This window comes from Acinetobacter sp. 24-47-67, assembly GCF_056779735.1.
In genome coordinates, this window is the sequence record NZ_JBWYIK010000005.1 from 159,119 (window position 1) to 179,303 (window position 20,185).

A 20,185-nucleotide genomic window follows, 5' to 3' on the forward strand; every position below is an offset into this window, starting at 1 on the left:
AATTCAATGGCTAAAATATATTTTTTACAAAGAGAAAATTGCTTTAGTAAAAAATAAACCGAGTTTTCATTTCAACTCTGAGTTAATTCCTTTACAATTATGGGGTTTTGAAATTTATGCTTAGATTTACAATTAATTAGAGGACGTATCTGTGAGCAAAGACACTATCGTTGCCCTACATGCAGAGCACCAAGGTCGCTGGAAAAACCGTGAAGAACTCGCGGAACGTATGATTGCCCTTGTTGGTCAGTTATACCGTGAAAAAAATATCGTAGCTACAGTATACGGTCGCTCTTTAATTAACCGCTCGGTTATCCAAATTCTTAAAGCTCACCGTCGTACACGTGTTTTAGACGTTGAACTTTCTGCTGTAGATACTTTCCCAATCCTTGAAGCATTGGTTAAAGTACAAAATATCGGCACAGCTGAAATCGATTTAGGCAAACTTGCTGTAGAATTTAAAGCAAAAGGTGGCGATGTAGATGCATTCGTTGCTGACGCTGTTAAATCACTACAAGGCAATGCCGCATCTGTTGAGCATAAAGATGTTGTGCTTTATGGTTTTGGTCGTATTGGTCGTATCCTTGCACGTCTTATGATTGGTCAGTCTGGTCTTGGTCGTGGTCTAAACCTTAAAGCGATTGTTGTTCGTAAATCATCTGATGGTGATTTAGAGAAACGTGCTTCTTTACTTCGTCGTGACTCTATTCATGGTCCATTTGCAGGTACGATTTCTGTAGATGAAGAGAACGAAGCAATTATTGCGAATGGTCAATTCATCAAAGTGATCTATGCATCTAATCCATCAGAAGTGGATTACACTGCATATGGTATTGAAAATGCATTGGTGATTGATAACACTGGTAAATGGCGTGACGCTGAAGGTCTTGCTCAGCACCTTAAATGCCCAGGCGCTGCACGTGTAATTTTAACTGCACCTGGTAAAGGTGATATGAAGAACGTTGTGTTTGGTGTTAACCAAGCTGACATTCTTGATGAAGATACAATCATCTCTGCTGCAAGCTGTACTACAAACGCGATTACACCGACGTTGAAAGTACTTCATGACAAATATACAGTGATTAATGGTCACGTTGAAACAGTTCACTCATTCACGAACGACCAAAACTTGATCGACAACTACCATAAAGCTGACCGTCGTGGCCGTGCTGCAACGTTGAACATGGTGATCACTGAAACGGGTGCTGCTAAAGCAGTTGCTAAAGCACTTCCAGCGCTTAAAGGCAAATTAACTGGTAACTCTGTACGTGTTCCAACACCTAACGTGTCTTTAGCAATCCTTAATCTGACTTTAGATAAAGAAGTTGATCGTGATGAAGTGAACGAATATATTCGTCAAATTTCTATCAACTCTAATCTACAAGGTCAAATCGGTTATACAAACTCTACTGAAGTTGTATCATCTGACTTTATCGGTTCACGCACTGCAGGTGTTTTTGATGCGCAAGCAACAATTACGTCTGGTAACCGTTTAACAGCATATGTATGGTACGACAACGAAGTAGGTTATAGCTGCCAAGTTCTGCGTATCGCTGAACAAATGGGCGGCGTAAGCTATCCAAAAGTTCCTGCTGAAACAAATGCATAATTTGTAAGGCATAAAAAGAGCCTCTTTCGAGGCTCTTTTTTATTTGCCTAAATTTACGTAATTAAGACTTTAGAGCAATATGGTTTCTTCAAAATAAGTGGTTTAATATTGAAAAATTGCGTATTTGTTCACATAAAATATGGATTGTGAGCAGGTGATTAAAAAAATAAGTGTTAAAGGATTATATTTTTGCGCATCAAATATCTTGTCATTGGCTTCGTGCTGATTGCTTTGGCTGCCGCGAGTGGTATAGCAATTGCCTTCTGGGTTTTTCAACATTTTAAAATTTACATTCCACTTGAAGATCAAGCCGTGAATATTGATCTTCAGGAGCCATTGCAAGCGAAAGTTCAAATTCATGATGCTTTGGATGTAAATGTGACAGGTCGTGTGAAAACGACCATTCCAATACGAGAAAATCTTTCTATTCCTGTACAACAAACATTGAATCCTATGGTTCATTTCGACAATCAAGTACCAATTAAAACGGTTATTCCAGTCCGTGAAAATTTGATTGTAGATCAAAATTTAGCAGTAGATACTAAAGTAAAGGTTCGCATTTTGGGCAAAGATATTACATTGCCATTGAAAGGGACGATTCCAATTAAACTTGATGTACCTGTTGAAATGGATGTTCCCTTAGATCAAATGGTTCACTTGAAATTTCAAGCACCTGTTCAAGCGGATTTAAAAGAGAATCTACGCATCCCATTAAAAACGGATTTAGATGTGGATATACCAGTAGAAGGTCATTTGAATGCACCAATTAAAACTGCGTTAGAGGCTTCAGTCAACGTACAAAATACTTTGCCAATTAAAATACAAAAAGGTGAGTTGGTTATCCCACTCAATACTTTAACATTACAAAAAAATCAAAAAGTGGAAGCAGCATCACCCATTAAAGTTCAGAAGGATGATCAATCTGCTGAATCGGTGAAAGCCCAGTGAGCTCGAGAAGCATGAGTGCTAAAAAAATCGTGGGATATGGTTCGCTCTTATTTATTATCGTGGCAAGCATTGTCGCCGTAGGTTTTTGGCTATATCTCAATATTCAAGCATCTGTTCAAGTCAGTGCGAAGAATGCAAGTGTACAGTTGTCAGAATCATTGCCGACCAAAATTGATGTTGGGAATTATCTTGAGGTACAAGCGATTGGCGCGCTAAATACACAAATTAAAGTACAGGAAAATATTGATTTAGATTTGCAGGGTAAATACAAAACCAATCTCAAGTTTAAAGTCGAAGTCCCTGTTTCTGTGAGTGTGGATTATCAAACGAAAGTAAAAATCGATCAAACGATTCCAATTAGTGCAACAACAGATTTGGTGTATAAAACACGATTTTTACCTAAATTTCCGTTAAATTTAGATTTGCCTATTCAGCTTGAAGTTCCATTTCATTTAAAGCGGACTTATCAGGTTCCGATTACGATTGATTTTGATGGTCCTGTCTATTTAGATTTGCATGAGCAGCTTGATGTGGATATTGATCATGTTTTCAAACCGGTATTGCATTTAAATGATCCAATTTTGATGAAGGATATATCTAGTTTTAGAGCAACAATGTATAACTTGGAGCGACAAACAAAGGCGAATTTAGATATGAACTTGGATTTACCCCTTCGCAATATTAAAAAGTAAAAACTCCCCTTTAAGGGGAGTCTATCCTCTAAGCATTCAGGGCTTGCTGAATGCTTTCACGAATCGATGTGGTTTTTCGACCAATTAAATGTTCAAGATCTTTGTGTTCACTGTACATCGCACCATGGGAAGTGTGAAGATCTGCATCTACAATGACGTCAATGAGACCTACTGGTAAACCAGCTTGAATTAATCCTTGACGATAATCTTCTGGAGATAAGTTTTGATATTTCACAGGCTGTTGTGAAAACTCAGAAAGTAGGGTCGCAAAATCTTTTAAGCTAAAGCTTTCGCTACCAGCAAGCTCGTAAACTTTATTGAAATGTTGAGTGGATTCATCATTTAATATTTGAGCTGCAGCAGTGGCATAATCCAAACGAGAAGCTGAACTAATTAAACCATCTTGAGCCGCTCCGTACACAATGCCTGTCTCGATTTGATGGGTGAGCGCAGATAAATAGTTTTCGCTATACCAATTATTTCTTAAAAAGGTGTAGGTAATAGAACTTTCACGTATTAATTTTTCCGTTTCTCGATGTTCATTGGCTAAGCCAAGCGGAGAATGATCTGCGTTCAGTAAGCTGGTATAGATTAAGTGAGGAACTCTAGCTTGAATCGCAGCATCAATAACAGCCTTATGTTGTGGAGTGCGACGACCAATTTCATTGGCAGAAATGAGCAGGAGTTTATCAACATCCTGAAGGGAATTTGCGAGATCATCTGGCAGATCATAATCAAATTTGCGTACTTGAATATCTTCAGAAAATAAAATTTTAGCTTTTTCTGGGTTGCGAACCAAAGCAATAATTTCATGCTTGCTATGAATTTTTTTAAGTTCTTGAACAACTAAACGACCTAATTCACCAGTTGCACCTGTAATCGCAATTTTCATTTTAATTTCCTCTTAATGTGGCTAAAAAATAAACTTGATGCAGGCATATTAATCTGTTAACTTACTTAATGAAAGTACGTACCTAAAAGTAAGTTATTAACTGTTAAGAGAAAAATGATGAGTACATATGCGCATAGTGATTTATTAGGTCAAGTTTTATCCAGTGAATGTCCTTCTCGTGAAATTTTAGAGCATCTCACCAGTAAATGGTCAGTTCTCGTCCTAAGTTGCTTGAGTGATGGTGTGCATCGTTTTAGTGAGCTAAAACAAAGAATTGAGGGGGTGAGCGAAAAAATGTTGGCTCAGACACTAAAAACCTTAGAAAAAGATGGTTTTATTTTGCGCACTGTTTATCCAGTAGTTCCTCCAAAGGTGGAGTATCAACTCACTGTATTGGGTTCAAATGCAGCGATGAAATTAAATGAGTTGATCCATTGGATAGAGCGAAATTTACCCGAGATTTTGGAAAGTAAGGCACTTATTACGCGATAGTTATACTTCATCATTTCGTTATCGCTCAGTTTAAAGTGTGTACTGAGCGAGAAGTTTATATGGTTTTCATGATCTTAAAATCATAACGATCAATACATAAAATTAAAATTGAGAAAAACAGTCCCAAAGCAACGCAACCAATCCATGCATAATGTTCCCAAGCATAGACAGCACCTAAAGAACCTAATGCAGCGCCTGAAAAGTAAATGGTCATATATACAGCATTAATTCGTGAGCGTGCTTGACCATCAATACGATAGACTAGATTTTGATTCAAAACATGAAATGCAGTGAGACCAAAATAGCTCATCAATACGCCAAGTGCATAAATGAAGATGTTCTGTTGCGCGAAATATAATGGAATACAAGAGAACAGCATCAAGGTGATACATAATTGAGCGACAATTTCTTCTTTCCCTTTGCCAACTGTTTTACCAGACCAACTCGAGGAATAAATTCCGATAATACCTAACAGACCAAATAGACCAATTTGAAAATCAGTAAATTGATATGGGGCACTCCCTAAAACAAAAGTCATCGATGTAAACACCATTGAGAGAATGCCAAATCCTAGGGCACCCGCGCAGGCACGGCGTATGAGATGCGGATTATGCTTTGCGATGCTCCAAAGTGATTTGTAAATATCGGTGACTTGTAAATGCGAAGCAGGTTGAGTGTTGGGGAGTTTTTTCCACATTAAACATGCAAAACATAAAGTCAAAATACCACTACTAAAATAAACGCCTTCCCAAGACCAATAAGTTGAAACAAAGCCGGCAAATGTCCTAGATAAAATAATCCCCATGACCAGTCCGCTCATGAGTTTACCTACAACTGCTGAGCTTAATTCAGGTGGGCTAATGGAAGAAGCAAAAGGAATTAATACTTGTGCTGATATGGCTCCAAATGTTGCACAGAGTGTAAAGATATATAAAGTGCTGATATCTGAGCTGAAAGACAAAAGGATCTGCGAAATTGCCGCAAATATCATTAAACTCACAATGAGTTTTCGTTTATTAAAAAAATCTCCAAGGGGTACCAAAAGCATGAGTCCGAGCATATAACCCACTTGAGCGATAACCACGGTAAATCCAGCTTGGCTGGTCGAAATTTCTAAACTTCTTTCGATTGAATAAATCAGTGGTTGATTGAAATAAGCTGAACCTGCACAGACACCACAGGCCAAAGCCATAACAAGCACGAATTGTGAGGATAAAGGGGTAGCAGAGCGATCCATGTCAAAATCTTAGAGTGCAATTTAATGCACTATAGGCATTATTTTATGGTTTCAGAAATAAATAAAACCAATGATGTCATTTGATAAAACAATGAGTAATGAATAAATCAAATTTAATGCAGTGATACACCAAAATATTAAAGACTCAATTTATGAAAAAAGTCGCTAACTTATTCTCAACCTGCATAAATATAGTCGAGAAATACTTTAAAATATGGCAGAATAGGCGGTTTTAAAGTTTTTAGAGGATTGGCATTATGCGCTTTGTTGATGAAGCAGTCATTACCGTAGAGGCTGGCGACGGTGGCAATGGCGTAGCCAGTTTTCGCCGTGAAAAATTCGTACCATTTGGTGGTCCAGATGGTGGTGATGGTGGTCGTGGTGGCAGCGTATATATTCAAGCTGATGACAACACCAGTACGCTTGTAGATTATCGTTATACCCGTAGATTTCGTGCTGAACGTGGTAAAAATGGTGCTGGCGCAAACTGTGCAGGTCGCGGTGGTGAATCCGTAACACTATATGTTCCAGTAGGAACAACAATTGTAGATACTGAGTCTGGCGACATCATTGGTGATTTAATTGAAAATGGTCAACGTGTTCTTGTTGCTCAAGGTGGTGACGGTGGTTTAGGTAACACTCACTTTAAGTCATCAACGAACCGTGCTCCACGTAAATGTACACATGGTAACAAAGGTGAGTTCCGCGAAATTCGCCTAGAGCTGAAAGTTTTGGCAGATGTTGGCTTATTAGGTATGCCAAATGCGGGCAAATCAACATTTATTCGTGCTGTCTCTGCAGCAAAACCAAAAGTAGCAGATTACCCATTTACAACTATGGTACCTAATCTTGGTGTTGTAGATGCAGATCGTCACCGTTCATTTGTAATGGCTGATATTCCAGGTTTGATCGAAGGTGCTGCAGAAGGTGCAGGTCTTGGTATTCGCTTCTTAAAACATTTGGCGCGTACTCGTATTCTTCTACATATCGTGGATGTACAGCCAATTGATGGATCAGATCCAGCTTATAATGCTAAGGCAATTTTAAATGAACTTTTAAAGTTCTCTCCAACATTGTCAAAACTCCCAGTGGTGTTGGTTTTAAATAAAGTAGATCAGTTGCCTGAAGACTCAAGAGATGAGTGGTGCAATCACATCCTTGAAGAGTTGAAATGGGAGGGTCCAGTATTTAAGACTTCAGGCTTGATGTCTGAGGGAACCAAAGAAGTCGTTTATTATTTAATGGATCAAATTGAACAACAGCGCGAACGCGAAGTTGAAGATCCAGAGTATGCAGCAGAAATGCAAGCATTCCGTGATCAGCTTGAAGCTGAAACACGTGAACAAACCATTGCCGCAAAAGAGGCTTATCGTGAAATGCGTCGTAAACAACGTCTTGCCAGTCAAGAGGATGACGATTTTGACGATGATGAAGATGATGGCGAAATGGAAGTGTACTACGTACGTTAATCTCTTTATATAAGAGACAGAGGACAAGATGATAGAAGTGGTAGATGGGCAACGTCAGCTCAAGGGTTGCAAAAGAATCGTTGTTAAAATCGGATCATCTTTACTCACAGCAAACGGAAAAGGTTTAGATATAGATGCAATCTCGCATTGGGCGGGGCAAATTGCAGATCTACACAATGCAGGGCATGAGATTATTCTCGTGTCTTCCGGTGCTGTGGCTGAAGGTATGGTTCGAATGAAACTTGAGAATCGACCCACGGATCTACCCAGTCTTCAAGCTTGTGCTGCCATTGGTCAAATGGGGCTCATACAAACTTGGTCAAGTGTATTGTTGAATCACAATATTCAATCTGCCCAAGTTTTATTGACTCATGATGACTTGGCTGACCGTCGCCGTTATTTGAATTCTTGTGATGCTTTACAACATCTAATCGATTGGAAAGTGATTCCAGTGATTAATGAAAATGACACTGTATCTACTGATGAGATTCGATTCGGAGACAATGATACTTTAGCTGCAATGGTTGCAGGCCAAGTTCATGCTGATTTATTGATTATTTTGACAGACCAAGAGGGGATGTTTGATTCAGATCCTCGCTCAAATCCTAATGCGAAGTTGTTTCATACAGTTCGCGCATTAGATGAAAGTTTGTTTGATATGGCAGGTGGTGGTGGTAAGTTTGGTCGAGGTGGAATGCTGACCAAAGTACGTGCTGCTCGTTTAGCTGCGAAATCAGGATGTCCTACACTGATTGCCAGTGGAGACAGTAATCATGTGTTAACTCGATTAATGTCGGGTGAGATGCTGGGTACGTTGTTTATCACTGATAATGATCGAATCACTGCTCACCAACAATGGTTAGCTGCACATTTGCAAACTGCAGGGCGATTGGTGATTGATGATGGTGCTGTGAAAGCAATCAAAGAAAATCATCGGAGTTTATTGCCTGTAGGTGTGAAAGCAGTTGAAGGGCATTTCGAGCGTGGTGATGTGGTGGAGTGTGTGGATCAGCAACGGCATCGCGTCGCAGTTGGTCGTGTTAACTTTAGTTCACGTAGCGCTGAAATTGTCAAAGGCTTACCCTCAGATAAGGTACACCAAGTTCTAGGTGAAGCACGTTCATTAGAAATGATTCATCGCAATCATATGGCGATCTATTAATTTCTTATTAAAAAAAGCTCGCTTAGGCGAGCTTTTTTTGTGGGTCAAGATCGGGTAATTGATGAGATGATCCGACCATATAAGGATAATCAGCCATATCTAACATCGCTTGATCCTCATAAGAATTTCCATAAGCATAAATTGATTGAAATTGGTCTACATCATATTGCTTGAGTATGCGCTGTCTTTTTTCTTCGCCACTACAATCAGGAGAAGAATAATGACCCGTATAAAACTGATTGAGCACTTCAGTTTCAGTACAAATCAAATCTACATTTAAAATCTGAGAAATGGGTTTTAAATAAATATCAATGGATGCAGAGACAATCGCAATGCGGTCACCACGGAGTTGATGCTTGATCAATTGTTCATAAATGGGTGAGTTTAAGTGTTGTTGTAATGAATGGGCGTATTCAAGTGCAATCGGATCTGCATCAGACCTAGAAAATCCAGTAAACATTGCCTTGAATAGCTTAGGGCGCATTGCGTGCGCGGGGTAAATATTTAAAAAATAGGCTTGAATCCAAGGCAGGGTTTTTAGTCCTTGCTTAACAATATGTCGTTTTGATAAGGCGTAAAAGATAAAGCTAGTAAAACTATCTTTATCACATAATGTTCCATCAAAATCAAATAATGCTAGGTTTTGATTCTTTTTGCTTTCTGCATACATGTTTGATATCGACCGTTAACTCGCGTAGCAAACCAGTTGGTATTGTAGTCGCGACTAAGCTTAGGACCTGAAATAACCACTTCAGGCATAATGGCATAAAATTTTTCTTTTCCAATTTTCTTTTCGTAAAGCTCAGTCACAGCTTTATAGGTTTGCGTATCTTCAAACTTTTTCTCTTTTTCTTTCTTTAAATCAGCTCGAATTTGACGAGGTGTAATAAATACATTATTTGCGGCAAATACATTGATAAGTTCTTGTTCAGATTGACTCTTTTCAGCTTTTGGATTGCCATTTTTATTGTACAGTAATAAGTCTCCATCAAGCGTTAACTCCGCTGCTGTTAATTCATTGAGCATGCTTTGGAAAGCGGCGTTACGACTTGAATACATGCCTGAATTGTAGTCTGCAAAGCGATATATGGGTTGATCATAATCTGCTGGATACATCATCAGGCGGTGAATACCATAATAGAGTCCGCCATATTGACTATAAAGGTCTGATCTTAGATCTGCGATACTTCCACCTTGGCGCTTATGATCTTTTGCATAGCTAATATGAACTTGCATAGAGCCTAAAGTGGTAATGGGATTTAGTTTTTCACCAATATCTTGACCAACGAGTTTAGCTGCACCAGTGAGTGCACTGACATGGTAGTGTTTTGCCATGTGAGCAAAAATCTCACGATACAATTCATCTAATTCTCGTTCGGTGGAGACTTTTCGCATTTGTTTTAGATAATTGTCTTCAGGTGTTGGTTGATTTTTTAAGACTTCTTGGAAATACCCCGCAACGGTGCCTCCGATACTATCTCCTAATTTATCTTTAAATTTTTCATCTAAACGATCTTCAATTTCTTTAACTGCTTTGGCACCTAGTCCGGGTACATGGGGATCTGCAACAAAATTAGATTCTTGATCGACTACAGCAATAATGGTACACACATTTTCTTTCGTTTGGGGTATACCGAGTTGCTCGGTTATTTTATAAATATCCTCGGCCCATGAACCACGATTATTAACACGGCCAGGAATGAGTTTTGAGATTTGTTCTGCATCAATCGTTTTATCTTGTGTGTTCCACCATGATGAGTCACCACAAGCACTCATGAATAAACTTAATGTAGCAACACTACAGGCTTTAAAAATTACATTAGAGCGAAAGCTATTTTTCATAAATGCAAAGTATCAGGGATAAAGATTCTAGCGAAGTATACTATTTCATTCACGATTTGTGAGAACTTATATGTATACAAGATAATGGCAGCATGCTTCAAATATAAATCTAAGTGTTGAGCTTAAGTTCATCCATTAACATTCAAGCAAAATGAGATAAAACATATTTTTAGTTTCAAACGTTATATAATTTAATGCTTGTATCTAATTTCAATCTCTCAATGAGTGCAGATTTAAAAAGTTAAGCATTCTGAAACTGTTTCATCATCATTGGTATTATTCATGTCTCAACATCCTGTGATCCGTGATTTATTTGATCGCGAAAAAACAACTCCTGTTTTTGTAGCACCCATGGCAGGTGTAACGGATCGACCATTTAGAACATTGTGTAAATATTTTGGCGCAGGACATGCAGTTAGTGAAATGATGACTTCTGACAAAACGCTGCGTATGAGCAAGAAAAGTCTCTACCGAGCCAACTTTGATGGTGAAATTGCTCCAATTTCAGCACAAATAGCAGGATCAGACCCACGGGATTTAGCTGAAGCTGCACGATATCAAGTGTCAAATGGTGCTCAAATCGTTGACATCAATATGGGCTGCCCAGCGAAAAAGGTGTGCAATAAATTAGCAGGCTCTGCACTCTTACAAGATGAAGACTTGGTAGCCAGAATTTTAGATGCGGTGGTGGAGGCAGTAGATGTCCCTGTAACACTTAAAACGCGCTTAGGATTTTTAAACGGACATGAAAATATTATGCGTGTGTCGAAGCGCGCAGAACAAGCGGGTATTGCAGCTTTAGCATTGCATGGTCGTACACGGGAAGATATGTATTTAAATACTGCACGTTATGATCTAATTAAAGAAGTGAAGCAAAATATCTCTATTCCAGTCATTGCAAACGGAGATATTGATAGCCCAGAAAAAGCCAAGTATGTATTAGATCATACTGGTGCTGATGCCGTGATGATTGGTCGAGCAGCACAAGGTCGTCCATGGATTTTTAGAGAAATTGCTCATTATTTAAAAACGGGACAGCCACTTGCAGCGCCATCGATTGCTGAAGTAAAAGAAGTTCTATTGGGTCATCTGAATGAGCTATATGAATTTTACGGTGAGTATTCAGGCTGTCGCATTGCACGTAAACATATCGCGTGGTACACCAAAGGTCTCCACTCAAGTAATGAATTTCGTCAGAATATGTACAAAGTAGAAAGTACAGCGGAACAAGCCAAAGTCGTAGCCAATTATTTCGATTTACTTTTGGCAGAAGGGCAAATTATGAGTGATGTTCAAGTGGAATCTGTGGATTTATTAAAATCAGGTTGAGTTTCTATATGTCTGCACTTAACTGAAATAAGTTATTCATAGATTCTACTGTTTAAATTCAAGAGGTTGTAAATTTATTTCAGAATACGATTTTTTCTCTTCAGAAGAATGTGATTGATCTTGATTTAAAATTTGAGCATCTAGCTGCTCAACATTATGTTGAGTGGACTGATCTTTATCTTGAGCATGTGAATAGGTGTCTATTCCGAATCCAAACGCCATAAGTGCTAATAATACAAAACCCATACTTTTCGCTACATAATTTAACAATTCATTGTAAATTAAAAAACTACAGCTCGGTATGGGTTTTATCGATTATTTAAGCATCATATTGATCAATTTCTAATATGATTTGATTGATTAAATCAGGTGCTTCTAAAACTCTGATTTGATTTACATTACTTCCTGCCCAGAATGCACCAAAACTTTCATCTTTGTTGGTTAATGCTGCTGCATTTAGTTGTTTACCTAAATCATATGCATAAGGGTAGGGAGCAACTAACTCACGCTGAGGTAAATCTACGAGAGTTGACCAACTGTTGATTATCCCTCTCGCTGGTCGCCCAGAGATGCTTGATGTAATTTGAGTTAAAGGCTTACTTAATAATGCATTACGATAAGCTGCATTTGCAGCTGAACTCTTGCATTGTACAAATGCAGTACCGAGTTGTACGGCTGAAGCTCCGAGATTCATCATATATTTAGCTTGAAAGCCATTCATGATTCCACCAGCTGCTACGACAGGTATCTTGCAGGTAGGAACAAGTAATTTTATTAAATCTGCTGTTTTGATTGCACTGTCAAAATGCTCATTAAAAATACCACGGTGTCCTCCCGCTTCAATACCTTGTGCAATGATGATATCAATCCCAGCGTCTTCAATTGCTCTAGCTTCCGCTAAGTTCGTTGCTGATACCATCGTAATAATACTAGCCTCTTTGAGGGCAGCTATTTGATGTGCATGAGGTATCCCAAAGTGAAAACTCACCGCCTTAGGTCGAGTTTCTAAGACTAAATCTAAAAAATCATCATTATCTAAAAAACTGGGGTAAATACATTTTAATTCTTTGGGTGGTTCAGTATTAAAGTTATCAAAGTGGGGTTTTAGATAATTTATCCAATTTAGATTCCGTTCAGAATCAAGTTCAGTTGGTTTGTGGCAAAAGAAATTCACCTGAAAGGGTAAATCTGTTAATTTTTGAGTTGCAACTATTTGTTGTCGAGCATTTTGGATACTGGCAGCACCTAAACCAAGAGACCCCAATCCACCTTGATTGGATACTTCAGCTGCCAGTTCTGGTGTGGATACCCCAGCCATTGGCGCTAAAAAAATGGGGTGCTGAATGGATAATTGTTCGAGTAAAGACATAATCAAGCTCCATGATTCAATTTCACTTTGCACAATCATGGTCAGAGAATCAAATTATATTCATTATTTAGTGTGAAAATGCAAAGCGTCAAACTGTGTCGCATGAGTGATCACTGACATTTGGTAGAATTAATAAACAATTATAATATTCGAAATCTCATTGCTTCCCCATACATATATGTCTGATCGTATCCGTGAAAAATTACAGATTTTAGCTGATGCTGCCAAATATGATGTGTCTTGTTCCTCAAGTGGTAGTAACCGCAAGAACAAAGATAAAGGTCTTGGTAATACAGGTTCCGGAATTTGCCATAGTTATACCGAAGATGGTCGCTGTGTTTCATTATTAAAAATTTTATTCTCAAATGTCTGTATTTATGATTGTGCGTATTGTGTCTCTCGCCGTTCAAATGACGTAAAGCGAGCAGCATTTACCGTCCAAGAAGTGGTAGATCTGACCATTAATTTTTATCGTCGAAACTATATAGAAGGGTTATTTTTAAGTTCAGGAATTTTTAAATCCGCGGATTACACCATGGAGAGAATGCTTCAAGTCGTAAAAAAATTAAGACTGGAAGAAAATTTTAATGGGTACATTCATCTCAAAACTATTCCGGGTGCTTCGCAAGAAATTATTCATGAGGCTGGACTGTATGTCGATCGGATGAGCATTAACTTAGAAATGCCGACAGAAGAAGGCTTGGTGAAATTTGCACCTGAAAAGTCGCATGCAGAAGTGCAGAAAGATTTAGGTATTGTGAGAGACCGTTTGATTGAGTTGAAAGATGAGAGAAAACTAATCAAGTCGGTTCCTAAATTTGTGCCTGCAGGTCAGACAACTCAAATGGTGGTCGGTGCGCATCACGAAACAGATCGTGATGTAATCTTGATGGCTGACAAGCACTATAAAGATTTTAAATTAAAAAGGGTGTATTACTCAGGATATATACCTATCAATCCAGAAGAGTCTGCTTTACCTGCTGTAGGTTCTGCACCGCCGTTATTGCGAGAAAATCGCTTATATCAATCAGATTGGTTAATGCGTTTTTATGGATTTGAAGCCAACGAAATTGTGGATGAAGCACATCCCAATTTAGATTTAGAGGTTGATCCTAAATTAGGTTGGGCTTTAAGACATCCAGAGCAGTTTCCAGTGGATATTAATACTGCTGAATATAAAATGATTTTGCGTGTTCCTGGCATTGGTGTGAGATCTGCTAAGAAAATTGTACAGGCTCGCCGTTTTGGAAAAATTCATATCGATCAGTTAAAGCGCTTAGGCGTTGCTTATAATCGTGCTCAACATTTTATTCGATGTGCTGATACACCTAAGTTTAAAAGAGAACAGCACGCTCATCAGATCCGCCAGCAAATTTTACAAAGTGGGCAATCAAAATATGTGAAACAACTGTCACCTCAACTAGGATTTGGGTTTTAAATGGCTGTGTATGTTTTTGATGGTACGATGACTGGGTTGCTGTGCTGTGTTTTTAGAGCTTTTCAATTCAAAGAGTTCGACGTAAAAGTTCAAACTGAAGGAAACGCTCACCAGAATTTATTTGATGAGTCAGTCCGAGTTTACAGTGAAGAAAAGCAAGCTGAACGAGTCTGGCAAGGTTTAAAATCTAAAATTTCTGCTTCAAGTTTGCGTAATTGGTATTTTACTTTTTTGTCTGAGCAGGAAGTGGCATACCAACATCTATTTGATTATTCCATTTATATCTTTAAGCACCAATATGCCGTTGAAAAAAATTTCGGTCATCATGATGTTTTAGCGCTTGCACAATGGGCTAAACAAGTTGGTCGTGAAAAGCACCGAATGGAGGCATTTGTTCGCTTTAAAAAGTGTAAGGATGGTTTATTTTTATCATTAGTAAGACCAGATTTTAATGTTCTACCTTTAATCTCTAAGCATTTCAAAGCACGTTATCAAGATCAGCGTTGGTTAATTTATGATGAAAAGCGACGCTACGGAATTTACTATGATTTGAAGCAAGTCCATCAAGTTAATTTGAATGCGGCCGAAATTGATCAAAATATCCATTTAGGTTCTAGTCAATCATTCATGATTGAACTCGATGATCAAGAAGAGCTATATGATCAACTTTGGAAGGATTATTTTAAGAGTGTAAATATAGTGGCACGTGATAATCCTAAGTTGCATGTTCAATACGTACCTAAAAGGTATTGGAGATATATGAATGAAAAACGGGTTTAGTATGATTTTTTAAAAATAAGCTGTTGAATTTATTTGATAAAATATAATAAAAACAATTTTTTAAGAGTGTTTTAAATTTATACTACTAAAATTATTAATATTTTTTGATTATATTTCTTTAAGGGTTATTTACATAAGATATTGAATTATATATTTATATATATTGTTCTTAGATTGCATTGAAATTTAATTATACTTTATAGGTATATATTAGGTCATAAAATAAAATTATTTGTATTTTTAATATTCAAAATTAACTTATGAATTTTTAATTTTCATTTTTTTTCTAAAAATATCAAAACTTAATTTTATATGAGTTAATTTTTATGACGATTCATATTTAGTCATCTCAGCCCAATTGGACTCTATAAATCTTTTTTTCTTAGACTAATAGTTAAGCCCGACTTTTTCATTCAAAAAGTGAATGTCACTAGAATTTCGACCTTTGAAATTATTTAACGCGCAATTCATTTTTGAGTGTGAAATTTATTGCATTTAACAATGGATTCACTTTTTTGAATTAGAAGGGTCTTCCATGGATATTCACGTTGATGAGCAATCTCAACCACCTAAGAAGCAAAAGTTTTATCAAATTTTATATGTTCAAGTCATCTTTGCAATTATTGCGGGTGTCACACTTGGACATTTTATGCCGGAGTTGGGGGCAAGTTTAAAACCTCTTGGCGATGCTTTTATTAAAATCGTCAAAATGATCATTGCACCCGTTATTTTCTTGACTGTGGTCACGGGTATTGCTGGTATGACGAATATGGGCGCAGTGGGGCGAGTGACGGGTAAAGCAATGGCTTACTTTTTAACTTTCTCTACGCTTGCGCTGATTGTGGGCATGATTGTTGCTAATCTTATTCAGCCGGGTAAAGGTCTTAATATCGATCCTGCTGCTTTAGAAGGTGACAAAGTTTCAACTTATGTTGAAAAAGCTCAGGATGCCTCTATTGTTGACTTCTTCATGAATATCATACCAAAGACTTTAATCAGTCCTTTGGCGGGTGGTGATATTCTTCAGGTTTTATTTGTTGCTGTTCTATTTGGTTTAGCGCTTGCAGCGGTGGGTGAAAAAGGGAAACCAGTTACAGACTTCTTAACGACACTGACCGCTCCGGTATTTTACCTTGTCGGTATGTTGATGAAACTAGCTCCAATTGGTGCATTTGGTGCGATGGCGTATACGATTGGTGCTTTCGGTATTTCGAGTATTGGAAATTTACTATTATTAATCGTAACGTTCTATATTACTTCACTTTTATTTGTTCTGCTTATTCTGGGAGCAGTTGCACGATACAATGGATTTTCTATCATTGATCTCATCCGCTATATCAAAGATGAATTATGGTTAGTATTAGGCACGAGCTCTTCTGAAGCTGCACTGCCAACGCTGATGAATAAAATGGAAAAAGCGGGTTGTGAAAAGTCGGTCGTTGGTTTGGTCATTCCAACTGGATATTCATTTAATTTAGATGGTACAAATATCTATATGACGATGGCTGCTCTTTTTATTGCTCAAGCCTGTAATATCGATTTGACCATTTGGGAACAGATCACAATTTTGTTGGTTGCGATGATTAGTTCAAAAGGGGCTGCAGGTGTAACGGGTGCGGGCTTTATTACTCTGGCAGCTACATTATCCGTTGTTCCAGCATTACCTGTTGCAGGGATGGCACTTATTTTAGGTATCGATCGTTTTATGTCTGAATGCCGCGCATTAACTAATCTTGTTGGCAATGCTTGTGCAGCAATCGTTGTAGCACGTTGGGATAATGCATTAGATAAAGAACAATTAGATGCAACTTTGAAAAAGAAAGTAGAGGCTTGACTTCATTTTTAATATCTAAATCTTAAGCCCATCTTCGGATGGGTTTTTATATAGATGATGCAGCATTTAACAAACTCAAAGTAAGCACATTCAGATTTATTATAAGAACAAACTTTGGTGACTTAGCTGATTTCAATCAGCTGAAATTTAATACTCCTTTCTTTTTCTTTTTCTTTTTCTTTTTCTATTAAGTGGTTGTAATTGCACTATAGAAAGATAAAAACGCCCAATTGAAATTAGGCGTTCTCAAATATCGATATTTGCTGATTAGCAACCTGTAAGTTTTTCAGGCTGAGGCTTTTCATTCGGGAAAAATAGTGGACGAAGTTTCACACCTATACCATTACCAATAAAAGCGAAAATCAGCCATAACCACCCATGTAGACTGCCTGATGCAATGCCGCTGAAATAAGCACCGATGTTACAACCGTATGCTAATCGAGCGCCATAACCCAACATGATCCCCCCAATGACTGCTGCTAGAATTGAGCGTTTAGGGATATTGAGACTCGGTGCAAATTTTCCAGCGAGACCTGCTGCAAGTAAAGCGCCGAGCATGATGCCAAAATTCATCATAGAGGTGATATCAAACCACAACGAATTTGCTAAAGCTTTAGCATTTCCAGGTTGTTGCCAATAGTCCCAAGCTGTTACATCAATTCCGACTAATGTTGCACCTTTCGCTGCCCATACTGCGAGTGCAGATGTGACACCCCATGGGCGACCAGCCAATGCAAGCGTGGCGAAATTAAGCAGGGTGAGAATAATACCACCCCAAATTAAAGGCCATGGTCCCTTTAAGAAACGTTTCCAGCCTTGATGTGCTGCAACAGGTTCTTGTTCAAGCTGACCGTGGCGTTTTTTCTCGAAGTAGACTGTTGCTAATGCGATCAAACCAAATAGCACGAAATTGAGTATTAGCGCTGGAATAACACCAAAGCTTTGTACTACTGAAATAGGGGCTAAGTGTGGCAGTGCAAACCACCATTCAATATGTGAAGTAGCGATCAGTGAGCCTAAACAGAAAAAGAATAGAGTGATCAGCATACGTGAGCTACCACCACCGACTGTATAGAGTGTCCCAGATGCGCAACCACCACCCAGTTGCATGCCAATTCCGAAAATAAATGCACCAATCATCACGGACATCGATACGGGATTGACGTTGCCTTTAACTGGTTGACCAAATAATTCACCTGCACCTAAAGCTGGGAAGAAGAGCAGCACTGCCAGTGCGAGCATAATCATTTGTGCACGTAAACCACGACCTTTGCGTTCTTTAATAAAAACGCGCCAGCTCGATGTAAAACCAAATGATGCATGGTAGAGCGTCATACCAAGCGCACCACCAATAAGGAATAACAGGGCTTGATTAATTCCCACAATTTGATGAGCACCAAGGGTGCCTACAATCAATAAAACAATAGCGATCCAGACCGATGAGTGTGATCGGTCAGATTGAGCTGCAATAATGGACATGAAGATAAGAAAAGCTGATAAAACACATCAGTATTTTAATTGATTGATTGTGGGTTGATAGTCCTACACTGCATTTATGCATTAAATGCTGCTGAGTAATATTGATTTTATATATTTGTAATTCTTATATGTCAGCCGACATGTACATTAAACAGTGAGCCAATCCAACTTGAAAATGCCATCGCTGCGATTCCCCAAAGCGTAATTCGCAATGCAGATTTTACTTTAGACGTTCCAGCAAAATATCCAGATAAAGCCCCTAGAATAAATAACGCTAAAATGCAAAAAAAGGCAACACTGTATTCTAAATATGCAGGAGGACTGATCAGTATAGCGATCATAGGGCAAGCTGCACCTATTGAAAAGGCGGTGGCAGAAGACCAAGCGGCTTGAAAAGGTTGAGCTGTTGTATTTTCATGGATACCAATTTCATCACGTGCATGTGCAGCTAACGCATCATGCTCGCTCAGTTGTATAGCAACTTGATGAGCAAGTTCGGGTGATAGTCCTCTTTGTATATAAATATGCGTTAATTCTTTCAGTTCGATTTGTGGATTGCGTGCTAACTCACTTGCTTCAAACTTTAGATCAGCTTCTTCGATATCAGACTGAGATTTTACTGAAATATATTCACCAGCTGCCATGGACGTTGCGCCTGCAATCAAACCAGCAATACAAGTGATTAAAAGGGTATGTTGATTCGCGCCACTTGCTGCCATCCCCATGATTAAACTAGTGACTGAAATTATACCGTCGTTGGCACCAAGAACAGCAGCTCTTAACCAACCTGTGCGATGTATATAATGTGGTTCTGTATGATGTGAATAGCTCATAGGATTTTGTCTTATTATCTGAAAATGTTATTCAAAAAAGAGTTGTTATTCATACAGTATAGGCTTGATTCGTATCTTGGGGCTGTAAAATTGCTCTGTTAGAGAAAAAATTAAAGCCTCTAAAGAGGCTTTAATTGGTAGAACTCAAATTATTGTTGAGCTTTTTCTTTTACATTCGCTGCACCTTCTTCTACAGCTGCTGCTGCATTAGCAGTTGCTTCTTTAGCCGCTTCTGAAGCGTTGTGCGCAGCATTTTCAGCATGTGCAGCAGCATTATCTGCAGCTTGCGCTGTCGCATCAGCAGCATTGTCGACTGCAGTTGCAGTTGATTGAGCTGCATCTTCAGTCGCATTCTGAATATCTGCACCTGCTTGTTCAGCGGCATTTTCTAAATGTTCACCAGTTGTCGCGCCAGTTTCAGGAGCTTTATCCTTATTACACCCAACCAAAGCAACTGTAGCAGCAAGACCTAAAGCAACAAGAATCTTATTCATTTTATCTTCCTTTTTTAATTCAATGAGTATCCAAGTAGCATGGATGAGAACAATATAAGCAGATTTTAAATAAAGTTTTATTCAAAAATTGTAAAGATAATATTGGCTTATAAAAACGCCCCGAGAAAGAGTTTTCTCAGGGCTACACTTTAATGCGGTATATTAAGGCTGAAATTACTGTCCAGAACGAATGATGTAATCAAACGCTGACAGTGATGCTTTCGCGCCTTCACCAGTGGCAATGATGATTTGTTTATAAGGTACTGTTGTACAGTCACCCGCAGCG

Annotated in this window: 19 protein-coding genes and 1 pseudogene; 10 read left to right on the plus strand and 10 right to left on the minus strand. The window is 38.4% G+C overall.

Features of this window, described 5'->3' with window-relative positions; genetic code table 11:
- Positions 1 to 151 precede the first annotated feature (151 nt).
- The 3 genes from AC1M9K_RS08615 to AC1M9K_RS08625 all read left to right on the plus strand — a co-directional run bounded on the left by AC1M9K_RS08615 (position 152) and on the right by AC1M9K_RS08625 (position 3,249).
- Complete coding sequence (locus AC1M9K_RS08615) at positions 152 to 1,609, plus strand: glyceraldehyde-3-phosphate dehydrogenase (RefSeq protein WP_180028420.1); 1,458 nt, start codon at positions 152 to 154, stop codon at positions 1,607 to 1,609.
- Positions 1,610 to 1,798: 189 nt separating this feature from the next.
- Positions 1,799 to 2,557 carry an MFS transporter gene (locus AC1M9K_RS08620; RefSeq protein WP_481589039.1) on the plus strand — a complete coding sequence of 253 codons (759 nt, stop codon included), beginning with the start codon at positions 1,799 to 1,801 and terminating at the stop codon, positions 2,555 to 2,557.
- Positions 2,558 to 2,568: 11 nt separating this feature from the next.
- Entirely contained in the window at positions 2,569 to 3,249 is a 681-nt protein-coding gene (locus AC1M9K_RS08625) for a hypothetical protein (RefSeq protein WP_481589040.1), read from the plus strand.
- A gap of 28 nt (positions 3,250 to 3,277) precedes the next feature.
- Here AC1M9K_RS08625 and AC1M9K_RS08630 read toward each other — a convergent pair whose 3' ends face one another.
- A complete protein-coding gene (locus AC1M9K_RS08630) occupies positions 3,278 to 4,141 on the minus strand; it encodes an SDR family oxidoreductase (protein WP_481589041.1) in 864 nt (287 codons plus the stop codon).
- A 117-nt stretch (positions 4,142 to 4,258) separates the two neighbouring features.
- Between AC1M9K_RS08630 and AC1M9K_RS08635 the strand changes: the two genes are divergently transcribed.
- On the plus strand, positions 4,259 to 4,633 hold the full coding sequence (locus AC1M9K_RS08635; protein WP_180028416.1) for a winged helix-turn-helix transcriptional regulator: 375 nt from the start codon (positions 4,259 to 4,261) through the stop codon (positions 4,631 to 4,633).
- A 55-nt stretch (positions 4,634 to 4,688) separates the two neighbouring features.
- On the opposite strand, the gene AC1M9K_RS08640 is transcribed toward AC1M9K_RS08635, so the two are convergent.
- Complete coding sequence (locus AC1M9K_RS08640) at positions 4,689 to 5,870, minus strand: MFS transporter (protein ID WP_180028415.1); 1,182 nt, start codon at positions 5,868 to 5,870, stop codon at positions 4,689 to 4,691.
- A 257-nt stretch (positions 5,871 to 6,127) separates the two neighbouring features.
- Here AC1M9K_RS08640 and cgtA point away from each other — a divergent pair, with 257 nt between their 5' ends.
- Positions 6,128 to 7,339, plus strand: a complete 1,212-nt coding sequence (gene cgtA, locus AC1M9K_RS08645) for an Obg family GTPase CgtA (RefSeq protein ID WP_092767039.1) — start codon at positions 6,128 to 6,130, stop codon at positions 7,337 to 7,339.
- Positions 7,340 to 7,367: 28 nt separating this feature from the next.
- Positions 7,368 to 8,501, plus strand: a complete 1,134-nt coding sequence (gene proB / locus AC1M9K_RS08650; protein WP_035265485.1) for a glutamate 5-kinase — start codon at positions 7,368 to 7,370, stop codon at positions 8,499 to 8,501.
- Positions 8,502 to 8,523: 22 nt separating this feature from the next.
- Here proB and AC1M9K_RS08655 read toward each other — a convergent pair whose 3' ends face one another.
- Both AC1M9K_RS08655 and AC1M9K_RS08660 read right to left on the minus strand, forming a co-directional pair.
- Positions 8,524 to 9,171, minus strand: coding sequence for an HAD-IB family hydrolase (locus tag AC1M9K_RS08655; RefSeq protein ID WP_481589042.1), 648 nt, complete (start codon positions 9,169 to 9,171; stop codon positions 8,524 to 8,526).
- Positions 9,138 to 10,343, minus strand: coding sequence for a DUF1615 domain-containing protein (locus tag AC1M9K_RS08660; protein WP_035265483.1), 1,206 nt, complete (start codon positions 10,341 to 10,343; stop codon positions 9,138 to 9,140). The genes AC1M9K_RS08655 and AC1M9K_RS08660 overlap by 34 nt, the downstream gene beginning before the upstream one ends.
- Before the next feature lie 282 nt (positions 10,344 to 10,625).
- Between AC1M9K_RS08660 and dusB the strand changes: the two genes are divergently transcribed.
- Positions 10,626 to 11,672 (plus strand): tRNA dihydrouridine synthase DusB, encoded by a 1,047-nt coding sequence (gene dusB, locus AC1M9K_RS08665; protein WP_481589043.1) that lies wholly within the window; start codon positions 10,626 to 10,628, stop codon positions 11,670 to 11,672.
- 45 nt (positions 11,673 to 11,717) lie between these two features.
- Here the strand turns inward: dusB and AC1M9K_RS08670 are convergent, their stop codons facing one another.
- Both AC1M9K_RS08670 and AC1M9K_RS08675 read right to left on the minus strand, forming a co-directional pair.
- Positions 11,718 to 11,918: a hypothetical protein gene (locus AC1M9K_RS08670; RefSeq protein WP_481589044.1), complete on the minus strand. Its 201-nt coding sequence runs from the start codon at positions 11,916 to 11,918 to the stop codon at positions 11,718 to 11,720.
- A gap of 73 nt (positions 11,919 to 11,991) precedes the next feature.
- Entirely contained in the window at positions 11,992 to 13,041 is a 1,050-nt protein-coding gene (locus AC1M9K_RS08675; protein ID WP_481589045.1) for an NAD(P)H-dependent flavin oxidoreductase, read from the minus strand.
- Positions 13,042 to 13,219: 178 nt separating this feature from the next.
- On the opposite strand from AC1M9K_RS08675, the gene AC1M9K_RS08680 reads away from it, so the two are divergent.
- The 3 genes from AC1M9K_RS08680 (at position 13,220) to AC1M9K_RS08690 (ending at position 17,093) form a co-directional block, all read left to right on the plus strand.
- A complete protein-coding gene (locus AC1M9K_RS08680; RefSeq protein WP_180028409.1) occupies positions 13,220 to 14,479 on the plus strand; it encodes a putative DNA modification/repair radical SAM protein in 1,260 nt (419 codons plus the stop codon).
- Positions 14,480 to 15,259, plus strand: coding sequence for a TIGR03915 family putative DNA repair protein (locus AC1M9K_RS08685; protein ID WP_481589046.1), 780 nt, complete (start codon positions 14,480 to 14,482; stop codon positions 15,257 to 15,259).
- A 535-nt stretch (positions 15,260 to 15,794) separates the two neighbouring features.
- Positions 15,795 to 17,093: a dicarboxylate/amino acid:cation symporter gene (locus AC1M9K_RS08690; protein WP_035265514.1), complete on the plus strand. Its 1,299-nt coding sequence runs from the start codon at positions 15,795 to 15,797 to the stop codon at positions 17,091 to 17,093.
- Positions 17,094 to 17,360: 267 nt separating this feature from the next.
- Here AC1M9K_RS08690 and AC1M9K_RS08695 read toward each other — a convergent pair whose 3' ends face one another.
- From AC1M9K_RS08695 to AC1M9K_RS08710, 4 genes and pseudogenes are all read right to left on the minus strand, one after another.
- Entirely contained in the window at positions 17,361 to 18,572 is a 1,212-nt protein-coding gene (locus AC1M9K_RS08695) for a YeeE/YedE family protein (protein ID WP_481589047.1), read from the minus strand.
- A 131-nt stretch (positions 18,573 to 18,703) separates the two neighbouring features.
- Positions 18,704 to 19,405 carry a VIT1/CCC1 transporter family protein gene (locus AC1M9K_RS08700; RefSeq protein ID WP_035265394.1) on the minus strand — a complete coding sequence of 234 codons (702 nt, stop codon included), beginning with the start codon at positions 19,403 to 19,405 and terminating at the stop codon, positions 18,704 to 18,706.
- A 149-nt stretch (positions 19,406 to 19,554) separates the two neighbouring features.
- The gene (locus AC1M9K_RS08705) at positions 19,555 to 19,899 is read right to left on the minus strand and encodes a hypothetical protein (RefSeq protein ID WP_035265393.1); all 345 of its coding nucleotides are present in this window, start codon (positions 19,897 to 19,899) and stop codon (positions 19,555 to 19,557) included.
- A gap of 174 nt (positions 19,900 to 20,073) precedes the next feature.
- A pseudogene (locus tag AC1M9K_RS08710) lies at positions 20,074 to 20,185 on the minus strand (FAD-dependent oxidoreductase); the annotation flags it as partial.